The 14,058-nt window shown below is 63.7% G+C and carries 10 protein-coding genes (1 of these 10 only partly in view); 8 read left to right on the top strand and 2 right to left on the bottom strand.

Annotated elements, in window-relative coordinates; genetic code table 11:
* The first annotated feature begins 107 nt into the window (after nt 1–107).
* The 7 genes from ptsP (at nt 108) to NKG60_RS24675 (ending at nt 10,718) form a co-directional block, all read left to right on the top strand.
* On the top strand, nt 108–2,378 hold the full coding sequence (gene ptsP, locus NKG60_RS24705) for a phosphoenolpyruvate--protein phosphotransferase (protein WP_292661374.1): 2,271 nt from the start codon (nt 108–110) through the stop codon (nt 2,376–2,378).
* A gap of 8 nt (nt 2,379–2,386) precedes the next feature.
* Entirely contained in the window at nt 2,387–3,466 is a 1,080-nt protein-coding gene (prfA, locus tag NKG60_RS24700) for a peptide chain release factor 1 (protein ID WP_352975823.1), read from the top strand.
* Nucleotides 3,459–4,337: a peptide chain release factor N(5)-glutamine methyltransferase gene (gene prmC / locus NKG60_RS24695; RefSeq protein ID WP_352864467.1), complete on the top strand. Its 879-nt coding sequence runs from the start codon at nt 3,459–3,461 to the stop codon at nt 4,335–4,337. Before prfA ends, prmC begins: the two co-directional genes overlap by 8 nt.
* Nucleotides 4,338–4,668: 331 nt before the next feature.
* Nucleotides 4,669–5,643 carry a DUF4167 domain-containing protein gene (locus NKG60_RS24690; protein WP_352670289.1) on the top strand — a complete coding sequence of 325 codons (975 nt, stop codon included), beginning with the start codon at nt 4,669–4,671 and terminating at the stop codon, nt 5,641–5,643.
* Nucleotides 5,644–5,880: 237 nt separating this feature from the next.
* Nucleotides 5,881–8,487 (top strand): ATP-dependent chaperone ClpB, encoded by a 2,607-nt coding sequence (gene clpB / locus NKG60_RS24685; RefSeq protein ID WP_352670287.1) that lies wholly within the window; start codon nt 5,881–5,883, stop codon nt 8,485–8,487.
* A 147-nt stretch (nt 8,488–8,634) separates the two neighbouring features.
* Nucleotides 8,635–9,000 (top strand): MmcQ/YjbR family DNA-binding protein, encoded by a 366-nt coding sequence (locus tag NKG60_RS24680; protein ID WP_352670285.1) that lies wholly within the window; start codon nt 8,635–8,637, stop codon nt 8,998–9,000.
* A 236-nt stretch (nt 9,001–9,236) separates the two neighbouring features.
* On the top strand, nt 9,237–10,718 hold the full coding sequence (locus NKG60_RS24675) for a L,D-transpeptidase family protein (RefSeq protein WP_352864463.1): 1,482 nt from the start codon (nt 9,237–9,239) through the stop codon (nt 10,716–10,718).
* A gap of 21 nt (nt 10,719–10,739) precedes the next feature.
* On the opposite strand, the gene NKG60_RS24670 is transcribed toward NKG60_RS24675, so the two are convergent.
* Nucleotides 10,740–11,372, bottom strand: coding sequence for a TMEM175 family protein (locus tag NKG60_RS24670; RefSeq protein WP_352670282.1), 633 nt, complete (start codon nt 11,370–11,372; stop codon nt 10,740–10,742).
* A 168-nt stretch (nt 11,373–11,540) separates the two neighbouring features.
* On the opposite strand from NKG60_RS24670, the gene NKG60_RS24665 reads away from it, so the two are divergent.
* Entirely contained in the window at nt 11,541–13,106 is a 1,566-nt protein-coding gene (locus NKG60_RS24665) for an MFS transporter (RefSeq protein ID WP_352670279.1), read from the top strand.
* Between the two features lie 17 nt (nt 13,107–13,123).
* On the opposite strand, the gene NKG60_RS24660 is transcribed toward NKG60_RS24665, so the two are convergent.
* A protein-coding gene (locus tag NKG60_RS24660; protein ID WP_352670276.1) for a M23 family metallopeptidase crosses the window boundary here: on the bottom strand, nt 13,124–14,058 show its 3' end. The gene runs 1,024 nt beyond the window's last position; only the last 935 of its 1,959 coding nucleotides appear in the window; its start codon lies off the right edge, out of view; its stop codon occupies nt 13,124–13,126.

Below are 14,058 nucleotides of genomic sequence, written 5' to 3'. Positions count from 1 at the left end.
CCTTTATGCGTCCAATTGGACGATGGCGCTCTAATTGAGTTGTTGCGTTTGTGCCGCTGTGCAGGGCAACCTGCACCGGTTGAAACGCTATTGGAGAAGAAGCCGCGATGCGTGATTCGGCCAGCGGCCCGCGCGTTTTGCTGAAACGGCTCCGCGAGCTCATGCAAGAGCCGCTGGAGCCGCAGGAGCGGCTTGACCGAATCGTGCGCGACATCGCCTCCAACATGGTTGCCGAGGTCTGCTCGCTCTATGTGCTGCGCGCCGATTCGGTGCTCGAACTCTACGCGACCGAAGGCCTGAACCCGAACGCCGTCCACCTGGCGCAGCTCAGGCTGGGCCAAGGCCTGGTCGGCACGATCGCGGCCTCGGCGCGGCCGCTCAACCTCTCCAACGCGCAGGAGCATCCGGCCTTCGCCTACCTGCCGGAGACAGGGGAAGAGATATACAATTCTTTCCTCGGTGTGCCGGTGCTGCGGGCAGGGCGGACACTGGGCGTCCTGGTCGTGCAGAACAAGACCATGCGCCATTATCGCGACGACGAGGTCGAGGCGCTGGAAACGACGGCGATGGTGATCGCCGAGATGATCGCCACCGGCGATCTGGAGCGGCTGACAAGGCCCGGCCTCGAGCTCGATCTGCGCCGCCCGGTAAGCTTTACCGGCCTGTCCTTCAACGAAGGCGTCGGGCTCGGCCATGTGGTGCTGCACGAGCCGCGCATCGTCGTCACCAATCTGTTCAACGAGGACAGCGAGGAAGAGGTCAGGCGGCTCGACGCGTCCCTCGGCTCGCTCAGGCTCTCTATCGACGACATGCTGGAGCGCCGCGACGTCGCCTTCGAGGGCGAGCATCGCCAGGTGCTCGAAGCCTATCGCATGTTCGCCAACGACCGCGGCTGGGTGCGCCGGCTCGAGGAGGCGATCCGCAACGGCCTGACGGCCGAAGCGGCGGTCGAAAAGGTGCAGAGCGACATGCGTGCCCGCATGCTGCACATGACCGATCCGTACCTGCGCGAACGGATGAGCGATTTCGACGATCTCGCCAATCGGCTGCTGCGGCAGCTTATGGGGCGCGGTCCGGAGGACGTCGCGGCCTCGCTGCCCAAGGACGCCATCATCGTCGCTCGCTCGATGGGGGCTGCCGAGCTGCTCGACTATCCCAGGGACAAGCTGCGCGGGCTGGTGCTGGAGGACGGCGCCGCGACCAGCCATGTCGTCATCGTGGCGCGGGCCATGGGCATACCGGTCGCCGGCCAGATGAAGGGCGCCGTTTCCATGGCGGAAAACGGCGATGCCATCATCGTCGACGGCGAGGAAGGCGCGATCCATCTGCGGCCGCAGCCCGACCTCGAGGCGGCCTATGCCGAGAAAGTGCGCTTCAGGGCGCGGCGGCAGGAGGTCTACCGCGAACTGCGCAAGAAGCCGTCGGTGACCAAGGACGGTGTCCAGGTCGATCTTCTGATGAATGCCGGGCTGGCGGTCGATCTGCCGCAACTGGCCGAAGCGGGCGCGGCCGGCATCGGCCTGTTCCGCACCGAGCTGCAATTCATGGTCGCTTCGACCTTTCCGCGCGCCGAAGCCCAGGAGCGGCTCTATCGTGACGTGCTCGAGGCGGCGCGTGGCAAGCCGGTGACGTTCCGCACCATCGATATCGGCGGCGACAAGGTGCTGCCCTATTTCAAGGGCTCGATCCAGGAAGAGAATCCGGCGCTCGGCTGGCGCGCCATCCGTCTGACGCTCGACCGGCCCGGATTGCTGCGCACCCAGATCCGCGCGCTGCTCAAGGCGTGCGGTGGACGCGAACTGAAGCTGATGCTGCCAATGGTGACCGAACTCGGCGAGATCGCGCAGGCGCGCGAGATCATCGATCGCGAGGTGCGGCATCTGTCGCGTTTTGCCCATCATTTGCCGACCAGCCTCAAGCTCGGGGCGATGCTGGAGGTGCCGTCGCTGCTGTTCCAGCTCGATGAACTGATGAAGGCGGTCGATTTCGTCTCGGTCGGCTCGAACGACCTGTTCCAGTTCGTCATGGCGGTGGATCGCGGCAACACCCAATTGTCCGACCGCTTCGACCCGCTCTCGACGCCGTTCCTGCGCGTCCTGAAGCAGATTGCCGACGCCGGGGCGCGCAACCATACGCCGGTGACCCTGTGCGGCGAACTTGCCGGCAAGCCGATTTCGGCGATGGCGCTGATCGGCCTTGGCTACCGCTCGATCTCGATGTCGCCGGCATCGATCGGCCCGGTCAAGGCGATGCTGACGGAACTGCCGCTCAGCGAGTTGGAAGCGTTCTTCGACGACAATCTGATGGCGCCGGCGCATGGCCTGCCGATGCGGGCGCTGCTGCAAGCCTTTGCCGACGACCGCTCTATACCGCTATAGACTTCGCCATGATCAACCTGCCCCGCGACCGTATGGATCAAGTCGTCAAGCGTTTCGACATGCTCGAAGCGCAGATGTCGGCCGGGCCGGCGCCGGACGCCTATGTCAGAATGGCCTCCGAATATGCCGACATCCAGGACATGGCGGCAAAGATCAGGGCACTGCGCGCCGCGGAGCGCGAACAGGCCGATCTGGAGGCGATGCTCGCCGACAAGGGCACCGACGCCGAGATGCGCGCCTTGGCCGAGGCCGACCTGCCGGAGGTCAAGCATCGAATCGAGGCGCTGCAGAAGGACATCCAGATCCTGCTGTTGCCAAGGGATGCCGCCGACGACAAGAACGCCATCCTCGAAATCCGCGCCGGCACCGGCGGTGACGAGGCGGCGCTTTTCGCCGGCGACCTGTTTCGCATGTACGAGCGCTATGCCGCGGCGCATGGCTGGCGTTTCGAGACGGTGTCGGCCAGCGAGGGTGAGGTCGGCGGCTACAAGGAAATCATCGCCACCGTTTCGGGTAAGGGCGTCTTTGCCCATCTGAAGTTTGAATCCGGCGTGCACCGGGTGCAGCGCGTGCCGACGACCGAGGCGGGCGGACGCATTCATACCTCGGCGGCGACGGTCGCTGTGCTGCCGGAAGCCGAAGAGGTCGACATCGACATCAGGGCCGAAGACATCCGCATCGACACGATGCGCGCCTCGGGTTCAGGCGGCCAGCACGTCAACACCACCGATTCGGCCGTGCGCATCACCCATCTGCCGACCGGCATCATGGTGGTGCAGGCGGAAAAGTCGCAGCACCAGAACCGGGCGAAGGCCATGCAGATCCTGCGCGCCAGGCTCTACGATCTTGAGCGCAGCAAGGCGGACGAGGAACGTTCCGAATCGCGCAAGTCGCAGGTCGGCTCGGGCGACCGCTCGGAACGCATCCGCACCTATAATTTTCCGCAGGGTCGCGTCACCGATCATCGCATCAACCTGACGCTCTACAAGCTTGACCGGGTGATGATGGGCGAGCTCGACGAGATCATCGACGCGCTGATCGCCGATCACCAGTCGAAGCTGCTCGCCGACATCGGCATTGATGGCTGACAGCCTGCCCGCCACGCTGGCGCCGCTGCTGCGGGAGGCGCGAAACCGGCTCACCGCAGCCGGAGTTGCGGATCCGGCGCTCGATGCCAGGCTGATCGTCGAGCATTTTTCCGGCACCAGTCGCACGCAGGCCATCGCCGAGCCCGGGCACGCGGTCGATGCGGACGTGACGGCGGCAATCGAAGCCGCCTTGCGACGGCGCATCGCCGGCGAGCCGGTACACCGAATCCTTGGCTACCGCGAATTCTACGGCTTGCGCCTTTCGCTTTCGCCGCAAACGCTGGAGCCGCGGCCGGATACCGAAACGCTGGTCGAGGCTATACTGCCCTTCGTCAAGGCGATAGCGGCACGCGAAGGCGGTTGCCGCATCCTCGATCTCGGGACCGGCACCGGTGCCATTGCGCTGGCGCTGCTCAGCGCCGTTCCGGCCGCGACCGCCACCGGCGTCGACATTTCGCAGGAGGCGCTGGCCACAGCCATGCGTAATGCCGGGGAATTGGGGCTCGCCGGCCGGTTCACGGCGCTCGAATCCGACTGGTTTGAAAAAGTTTCTGGCCGGTACCATGTAATTGTCGCAAACCCTCCCTATATACCCTCAGACGACATTGGAAATCTGCAGGACGAGGTCCGCGGTTTCGATCCACGCCAGGCCCTCGATGGCGGCGTGGACGGTCTGAGCCCCTACAGGAAGATCGCCGCAGGAGCGGCAGCGTATTTGGAACTCCAAGGCAGGATTGCGGTCGAGATCGGCCATACGCAGCACCAACAGGTTACGGAGATATTCTCCGCGGCCGGGTACCGTTCGGTCGGGGCGTTTCGTGATCTCGGCGGAATCGACAGAGTTCTTGTGTTCGAACGGTGGAAGCCGTGATGCAGTGCGAAAAAAGCGCTTGGCAATACCGGGGAATGCGGCTAGGGTCGCCATAACCGGATGAGACGAAGCAGGCAGTGCTCTTAGCGATTCGGTTTTCCTTGGAAATAGCTGCCTTCTTGCGCAAACGACGCCCAAGCTTCGTGCGGGAATCGTCCGGCAAGTGAAGTAACCGGAACAGGATGGCACGTGGCGCCAACGCAATTGATGCGGGCGAACGCCGGTGAAGGAACGAAACGGCTGGCCGCATGAGCGCCTCCGTTCGTGAAGAGTTTTTCGAAAATTTCAAAGTGAAGAGAGTCTAATGAGGCCACAACAGCAAAACAGGCGCATGCGCGGTCGCAACAACAATGGCGGCGGCGGCAACAACAATAACAACAACAATCGTAAGGGGCCGAATCCCCTGACGCGCAACTACGAGAGCAACGGCCCGGACGTGAAGATCCGCGGATCGGCTCAGCAGATTGCCGAGAAGTACGCAACCCTTGCCCGTGACGCGCAAAGCTCCGGCGACCGGGTGATGGCGGAAAACTATCTCCAGCATGCAGAACACTATAACCGCATCATCGCAGCCGCTCAGGCGCAGATGCCGATCCAGAACGCCCAGCAGAATCGCGACGATTTCGACGATGATGGCGACGAGGATCGCGACGAGTTCGACAATGCCGGCAACAACAATGCCAACGAGACGTCGGGTTCGACCGTCAATCACGGGGCCGGCCCGCAGCCGGTCATCGATGGCACGCCGGCCGAACTGGCGCTGAACCAGGAAAACAGCCGCGACAATCGGGGCGGTCGCGACAACCGTGACGGCCGCGACAACAATGGCGGACGCCACCGCGACCGTCGTCCCAACGGCGGTTACGGCCAGAACGGCCAGCGCGGCGAGTATGGCGCGCGCGGCGAGCAGGGTGGCCAGCGCATCGAACAGCCACGGCGCGACGAGACGCCGGCGCAGGCGGAGCCCGTACCGGCCGCTGAACCGGACTTTGTGGGTGAGCCCGCACCGCAATTCGACAATTTTTCGCCGGCGGGTCTCGCCGCCCAGGCCGAGCTCAACGAAGCCGCTGCCGAAAACAGCCCGGCCCGCCGCCCCAGGCGTCCGCGTCGCCCGCGCCTCGATGTCGAACAGGCAAATGGCGGCAACGACAACGCCGGCCCTGAGAGTGCCGAGACAAGCAATGCCAAGACGGGCAATGCCGAGACTGGCAATACCGAGACTGGCAATACCGACGCTGGGAATGTCGATGCAGCGCCGGCTGAAGGCCCCGGCGGTCAAGCTGTGATCGCAGACGTCGAGAATTGATCGAAAAAACGTTCAGCCGACCTTAGCGCATCCTTTACCCTGGACGGCGGAGAGAAATCTCCGCCGTTTTGTTTTGTGCGCTCGCGATATTATGCGTCCGCCAGTGTCGAGGCGTCTTGAGGGTCCGTGGTTTGCGTCCCATATCTTGCGTGAACAGGATCCGGCTCGAACGGGCGGGTCCGTCACCGCAATCTGATCCGGTGCCGCGAAGCGGGCCGGTGACGGAAGGAGACAGGCATGAATCTTGAAAAATATTCCGAGCGTGTGCGCGGCTTTATCCAGTCCGCGCAAACCATGGCGCTTTCCCGCAATCACCAGCAATTCACCCCCGAACATATCCTTAAGGTCCTTGTCGATGACGACGAAGGGCTCGCTGCGTCGCTGATCGAGCGCGCCGGCGGCAATGTCCGTGACGTCAAGCTCGGCGTTGAGACGGCACTGGAGGCAATGCCCAAGGTCGAGGGCGGCAATGGCCAGCTCTATCTGGCGCAGCCGCTGGCAAAGGTGTTTTCGACCGCCGAGGAACTGGCCAAGAAGGCCGGTGACAGCTTCGTCACCGTCGAACGGCTATTGCAGGCGCTGGCCATGGAAAAATCGGCCAAGACCGCCGACATCCTGTCAAAGGCGGGTGTCACGCCGCAGGCGCTGAACCAGGTCATCAACGACGTACGCAAAGGTCGCACCGCCGATTCGGCGAGCGCCGAGCAGGGCTACGACGCGCTGAAGAAATATGCGCGCGACCTGACGGCCGACGCTCGCGCGGGCAAGCTCGATCCGGTCATCGGCCGTGATGACGAAATCCGCCGCACCATCCAGGTGCTGTCGCGTCGCACCAAAAACAACCCGGTGCTGATCGGCGAACCCGGCGTCGGCAAGACGGCGATCGCCGAAGGGCTGGCGCTGCGCATCGTCAATGGCGACGTGCCGGAATCACTCAAGGACAAGCAACTGATGGCGCTCGACATGGGCTCGCTGATCGCCGGCGCCAAATACCGCGGCGAGTTCGAGGAGCGGCTGAAGGCGGTGCTTTCCGAAGTCACGTCTGCGGCCGGCGGCATCATCCTGTTCATCGACGAGATGCACACGCTCGTCGGCGCCGGCAAGGCGGATGGCGCCATGGATGCGTCGAACTTGCTGAAGCCGGCGCTGGCCCGCGGTGAACTGCACTGCGTCGGCGCCACCACGCTCGACGAATACCGCAAGCATGTCGAGAAGGATGCGGCCCTTGCCCGCCGCTTCCAGCCGGTCTTCGTCAATGAGCCGACGGTCGAAGACACCGTCTCGATCCTGCGCGGCCTGAAAGAGAAATACGAGCAGCACCACAAGGTGCGCATCTCGGATTCGGCACTGGTCGCGGCCGCAACCCTGTCCAACCGCTACATCGCTGACCGCTTCCTGCCGGACAAGGCGATCGACCTCGTCGACGAGGCCGCGTCGCGGCTCCGCATGCAAGTCGATTCGAAGCCCGAGGCGCTGGACGAGATCGACCGCCGCATCATGCAGCTCAAGATCGAGCGCGAGGCGCTCAAGGTCGAGAAGGACGATGCCTCGAAGGACCGGCTCGCCCGGCTCGAGAAGGAACTCTCGAACCTCGAGGAGGAATCGACCGAGCTGACCTCGAAATGGCAGGCCGAGAAGCAGAAGCTCGGGCTTGCCGCCGACCTCAAGAAGCAGCTCGACGAGACGCGCAACGAACTTGCCATTGCCCAGCGCAAGGGCGAATTCCAGCGCGCCGGCGAACTTGCCTATGGCAAGATCCCGGAACTCGAAAAGCAGCTGCAGCAGGCCGAAGCCAGGGATGGCAAGGCCGGCATGGTCGAGGAAGTGGTCGGCCCCGACCACGTCGCCCATATCGTCTCGCGCTGGACGGGGATCCCGGTCGACAAGATGCTGGAAGGCGAGCGCGACAAGCTGTTGCGCATGGAAGACGAGATCGGCAAGCGAGTCGTCGGCCAGGGCGAGGCGGTGCAGGCAGTGTCGAAAGCCGTACGCCGTGCGCGCGCCGGCCTGCAGGATCCGAACCGGCCGCTCGGCTCGTTCATGTTCCTCGGGCCGACGGGCGTCGGCAAGACCGAATTGACCAAGGCGCTGGCCAGCTTCCTGTTCGACGACGAGAGCGCCATGGTGCGTATCGACATGTCGGAGTTCATGGAGAAGCACTCGGTCGCCCGGCTGATCGGCGCGCCTCCCGGCTATGTCGGCTATGAGGAAGGCGGCGCGCTGACCGAAGCGGTACGGCGCCGGCCCTATCAGGTCGTGCTGTTCGACGAGATCGAAAAGGCGCATCCGGACGTCTTCAACGTGCTGCTGCAGGTGCTCGACGACGGCCGGCTGACCGACGGGCAGGGCCGCACTGTCGACTTCCGCAATACGCTGATCATCATGACGTCCAATCTCGGCGCCGAATATCTGGTCAATCTTAGCGAGGACCAGGATGTCGACGTCGTGCGCGACGAGGTGATGAATGTCGTCAGGGCTTCGTTCCGGCCGGAATTCCTCAACCGCATCGACGAGGTGATCCTGTTCCACCGGCTGCGCCGCCAGGATATGGGCCAGATCGTCCAAATCCAGCTCAAGCGGCTGGAAAACCTGCTTGTCGACCGCAAGATATCGCTTTCGCTCGATCAGGAGGCGATCGACTGGCTGGCGGCCAAGGGTTACGACCCGGCCTATGGCGCGCGGCCGCTGAAGCGGGTGATGCAGAAGGAATTGCAGGACCCGCTGGCGGAAAAGATCCTGCTCGGCGAGATCCTCGATGGCTCGACCGTCAAGGTCACCGCTGGATCCGACCGCTTGAACTTCCGCTCGAAGCCCGCAGTCGTGGCAACCGAGGCGGCCGCCTGAGTTCAAGCTAAGACCTGTTCCATCCCGATGGAATCGGGATGGAATTCCTATCTTCAATCTTGACCATGATCTTTTCCGAAAAATCGGCATCCGCTTTTTGCTAAGCCGACCTTTGGTTCATGGTCCTACACCACTGGCGGGGCGCAGATGACGTTGGACGACTACAACAGTTTCTGCGCCTCGCTGCCTTCGACGACCCATGTCGTGCAGTGGGGCGGCGCCCATGTCTGGAAAGTCGGCGGCAAAGTCTTCGCAATCGGCGGCTGGAGTGAAGGCAAGGAGCCGTTCGTCACCTTCAAATGCTCCGATATCGCCTATGATGTGCTGAGGGAACAGCCGGGCCTTCGGCCGGCGCCGTATCTCGCCTCGCGCGGCATGAAATGGATCCAGCGCCGGACAAGCGAAAGCATGGATGATGAGGCGCTGAAGGATTATCTGCGCGAAAGCCACCGTCTTGTGGCGCTGAAGCTGACGAAGCAGGCGCGCAAGGAGTTGGGGCTCACTGTCGTCTGATCGGTCAGAAATCCGCCATCTTCATGCCCGGTTCATATTGGAACCTTATGGTTGACAACTGATTTGCCGTCGAAGGGGTTCGCCTGCCGCATCGGCCCGAAGATCGAATTCGATGTTCGGAAAGCACGTGCGGAGATTCAGGTGTTGGAGCGACCTTGCGCGTCCGAAAGGACGCGCGGCGCTCTGAGGGGACAACGCCGACGGCGGCATTTACGGACCGGAGAATCTTGGCCACCATGTTGCGCACCATCTTCACCCTTTCAGCGCTTGCTGCCGGGCTGCTGGCGTCTAATGCGATGGCCTCACCGCTGGCGGACACCGTACCGGGGGTTGTTCGCGCTGCCGATACGGGCGGCGTTCTGATCGCCCAGAACGGCAATCTCGATATCTACTACGACGCCAGGGGAAACCGCGTCATCGTCGATGCGGAGACCGGCAAGGTTGTCGCCATCCAGCCGCCGCAGACCAGGCTCGACCGCCGTGCCTTGCGCCGTGAGCGCTTGCGCAATCTCGGACCGGTCGAGGACGACCGCTATTATCTCTACGACCCGCAGGACATGGCGCGCTACCGCCGCAGGCAGTTGGAAGACGAGGGCAGGATCATCGTGCCGCCGGCCGACGACTACGATCTTAATGGCGACAATTCGGTGGAAGCGTTCCCCGAAGCGCCACCGGATGACGGCTACGGCAACGATTATCCGGAGGCAGCGCAGCCGGTGAAGCCGCGCACCATCGAGCGCCAGCCGCTCAACGAGGCCTCGATCGAGCCGGTCGAGCCGACAGTGCCGAACGAGCAGGCGGCCTTGCCGCCAGACACAGCCTCGCCGCCAAACACTGGCGGCAAGACGGCGGTCGACCCGTCGCTTGCGCTCGGCGCCCGCGAGGACGTGGCGGCGCTGCAGGTGCTGCTCGACCGTGCCGGTGCGTCGCCCGGCGTCATCGACGGACGGTTCGGCTCGAATGTCGACAAGGCGCTCGCCGCCTATAATGAGATCACCGGCAGCAATCTGAAGTCGACCGACGCGATCGGCATCCAGGCCGCCCTGGCGCAATCCGGCGGCGATGCCTTCGCCTCCTATACGATCACGCCCGAGGATGCGGCCGGTCCCTATGTCGCATCGATACCGGAGGACTACAGCCAAAAGGCCCAGCTCGATCGCATGGGCTACACGTCGGTGCCCGAAGCGCTGGCCGAGCGCTTCCACATGGACGAGGCCTATCTGAAATCGCTCAATCCGGAGGCCAATTTCAATCGTCCAGGCACCATCATCAAGGTCGCCAATTTCGGGAGGCTGGTGGCGACGCCGGTGGCGCGCATCATCGCCGACAAGGCCAACAAGCAGGTCCGCGCCTATGATGCGGCGGGCAAGCTGGTCGCAGCCTATCCGGCGACTATCGGCTCGTCGGACACGCCGTCGCCGTCCGGCACGCATACGGTGTCGCGTGTCGCGCTGGACCCGAACTACACTTACAACCCGAACATCAATTTCAAGCAGGGCGAAAACGACAGGATCCTGACCATCCCGCCGGGGCCGAACGGCCCGGTCGGCTCGGTCTGGATTGCGCTGGACAAGCCGACCTACGGCATTCACGGCACGCCGGATCCGTCAAAGATCGGCAAGACTGAGAGCCATGGCTGCGTGCGGCTGACCAATTGGGATGCGCGCGAGCTGGCCAAGATCGTGACGCCCGGCGTTATCGTGGAGTTCGTCGAGTAAAGCGCAACGCCTTCGCTCGAATCACCCGATGACCTTGCGCAGCAGTGGCGCGTGCAGCGCTGCGGCATAGATCAACTGCATCACCAGGATAAAGCCGACGCTGAGCAACGGGCTGATCAGGCACAGTGTCGCGCCGACGGCCCACAGGATCTGTGCCTTGACGATGCGCAGATAGACCGTTCGGGTGGTCTCCGCGTCGACACCTTCGGCCAGAAATCCGTTCTTGTCCGCATAGCGCCAACTGGCGAGCAGCGTCAGGCCGAGCATCAAAAGATTGAGCCAGTAGACGATCACCGCAGTCCTGAATTCGAGGAAGTCGGCGAGAAGGTCGGTCGAGAACGGCAGCAAGGCGATGAAGCCGAGGAAGCAGAGGTTCAGCGTGGCAAGCCGCCGGTCGGATTTTGCGATCAGCCCGTGTTGCGCCTGCTGGCCGAACCAGAAGATGGTCAGCGTCAGGAAGCTGAGCGCATAGGTCAGGAAGCGCGGTGCCAGTGCTGTGATCGCGGTGATCAACTCGCGTTCGGAATGCACCGTTTCATGCGCCGGCACCCTGATCTCGAGAACGATCAGGGTGAGCGCGATGGCGAACACGCCGTCGGTGATGCCGACGACGCGCCCGCGCCCTTCCGCCGAGGGTTCGAGCGGTCGTTTCATGCGGTATTTCCCCCCTTGTCCGTGGCGCTGCGAGAAGCTTAGCACGGCATCTGTCGTTTGCACCCGGAGCGCCGTGATCCTGCCTGTATGGCCAGGTTGGCCTGGTTTCAACGAGAACACCGTGCTGGCCGGTTGTCGCCGGCGCGCCGGCGATCTAGGTAAGGCGGCATGCACACGCCAACCAAAGTCGGTACCGGCGCCGTTCCCCTGACCGGCTCGCTTCCCGCCGATACGTTCTGTCCGCAGGCACAGCGGCGGTTCGTGCTGATCGCCGCGATCCTGGCTTCCGCGCTCGGCTTCATCGACGGGTCGGTCCTGGCCATTGCGACGCCGGCGATCCGCGTCGACCTCGGCGCCAGCCTCGCCGAGGCACAATGGATTTCCAATGCCTATGCATTGACGCTTTCAGCCCTCATTCTCGTCGGCGGCGCCGCCGGCGATCGCTTCGGCCTGCGCCACTCTTTCGTCGCCGGCATCGTCCTGTTCATTGCCGCCTCGCTTGCCTGTGCGCTGGCGCCTAACCCGGCAGTGCTGATTGCATTTCGGGCTATCCAGGGTGTCGGAGCGGCCATCATGGTGCCGGGCAGCCTGGCCATTATCGCCAAAGCGTATCCGAAAAAGGAACGCGGCCGGGCGATCGGCATCTGGGCCGCGGCATCGGCACTGACGACGGCGCTCGGCCCGGTGCTGGGCGGCTTCGTGCTGTCAGCGTTCGGCGACGGCATCTGGCGGGCGATCTTCGCCATCAATCTGCCGCTCGGTCTTATCTCGATCTATCTTCTGCTGGCCAAGGTCCCTGCCGACGCGCCGGCGGAAAAGCGCAGCCTCGATCTCGGCGGGGCTGCACTCGCCATATTGGCGTTCGGAGCTCTCGCTTACGGCCTGACCTCGATGAGCGGCGACGGGGAGGGGCTGATGTCCGGCCCGAGTATTGTCGCCGGTGCAGTTTTGCTCGTCATGTTCATCGTCTTCGAGCGCCGGCGGCGCGAGCCGATGATCGATCTGTCGCTGTTTCGGATCGGCGCGTTCGCGGGCGCCAATGTGGCGACCTTCTTCCTTTATTTCGCGCTGTCGGCCAATCTGTTCTATCTGCCGATGCTCATGATCGCCGGATGGGGGCTGAGCGCGGCCGAGGTCGGCTTCATATTCCTGCCGTTGTCGGCACTGATCGCACTGTTGTCCGGACCGGTCGGCCAGTGGTCCGACCGCATCGGGCCTCGCTTTCCGATCGCCAGCGGCAGTCTGGTTGTGGCTCTTGCCTTTGCCGGACTTGCCTTGCTGGCCTATTGGGGCATCCACAATTTCTGGCTGGGGGTATTCCCGCTGATGGCGTTGATGGGGTTCGGCATGGCGCTGGTGGTATCGCCGCTGTCGACCGCCATCATGACGGCGGTCGAGGACAAGGATACGGGTGCGGCCTCGGGCATCAACAACGCCGTTTCGCGCATCGGCGGCCTGATCGCCGTGGCGGCGATGGGATCGCTGGCGGCCTGGGTTTACGCTGGCGTGCTCGGCACCGGTGCCGGCTCCGGCATTCCGGGTTTCGGCGAACCGCCGCCAGCCGGCCTGGCGCCCGGCCTCGATGCGGCGCGACTTGCCGCCAGCGACGCGGCATTCGCCGCCGTTGCCGCAGTGACCGCGCTGCTTTGCCTGCTTTCGGCAATCACTGCGTGGACGACGGTTTCGGGCGAGCGGCTGCCATGGGCGCGCGACACGGCGAATCAGCAGGGCTGACGACGAAAAACGTCGGCTCAGCCTTCGATCTTGGCGCTCGCGACCTTCAACTGATTGCTGTCTTCCTGCTTGAGCAGGTCGTCGATGCGTTCCCGCTCGCGCTTGAAGGCGACGAGGTCGTCGCCCTTCAGCGTCTTGCCGACCGGCAGGCGGACGCGCATCGAATCGACCTTGGTGCCGTTGACGATCAGTTCGTAATGAAGATGCGGACCGGTGGAGAGGCCGGTTGAGCCGAGATAGCCGATAACCTGACCCTGGCGAACGCGAACACCCGGCTCGATGCCTTTGGCAAAGGCGCTCTGGTGATTGTAGGACGTCTCGTAGCCATTGGCGTGACGCAAGATGATCTGCTTGCCATAGCCGCCGGCCCAGCCGGCCTTTTCGACGACGCCGTTGCCCGCGGCAATGATCGGCGATCCCACGGGAGCTGCCCAGTCGGTGCCGGTGTGCATTTTCACATACCCCAAAATGGGGTGACGCCTGGCACCGAACCCGGACGTAAACCGGCCATTGGGCAAGGGATTGCGCAGCAGAAACTGCTCGGCGCTGCTGCCGTTTTCGTCGAAGTAGTCGGTGCTGCCGTCCTGCATCTGGAAACGGTAGAAATTTCGCGTCGTGCCGCCGAAAGTCGCGGAGACGTAAAGCAGCTCGGATTCGTCGGACGCCTGGTCGTCGCCATCGGGCTGCGAGAACAGCACCTCGATGCGGTCCGTAGGATTGAGGCGCGACTGAAAGTCGACACTGGATGCCAGCAACTTGATCAGCCGTTGCGTCATCGCCTTGGACATGCCGTAGGAATAGGCGGTGCGGTAGATGCCGTCATAGACATTCGGCAGATTGCCGCGCACTACGGGCGCAGGCGAATCGTCGAACGCCGTCAGCAATTCGGGATTCGGCTCCGGCTCCTGCGCCGGCACGTACTGGTCATGGTCGTCGAGCGCGATGGTGACGA

It is taken from the genome of Mesorhizobium sp. M1428 (assembly GCF_040317515.1).
Classification (GTDB): domain Bacteria; phylum Pseudomonadota; class Alphaproteobacteria; order Rhizobiales; family Rhizobiaceae; genus Mesorhizobium.
Note: the sequence above shows the minus strand (reverse complement) of the source record. Positions and strands in the feature narration are given on the sequence as shown.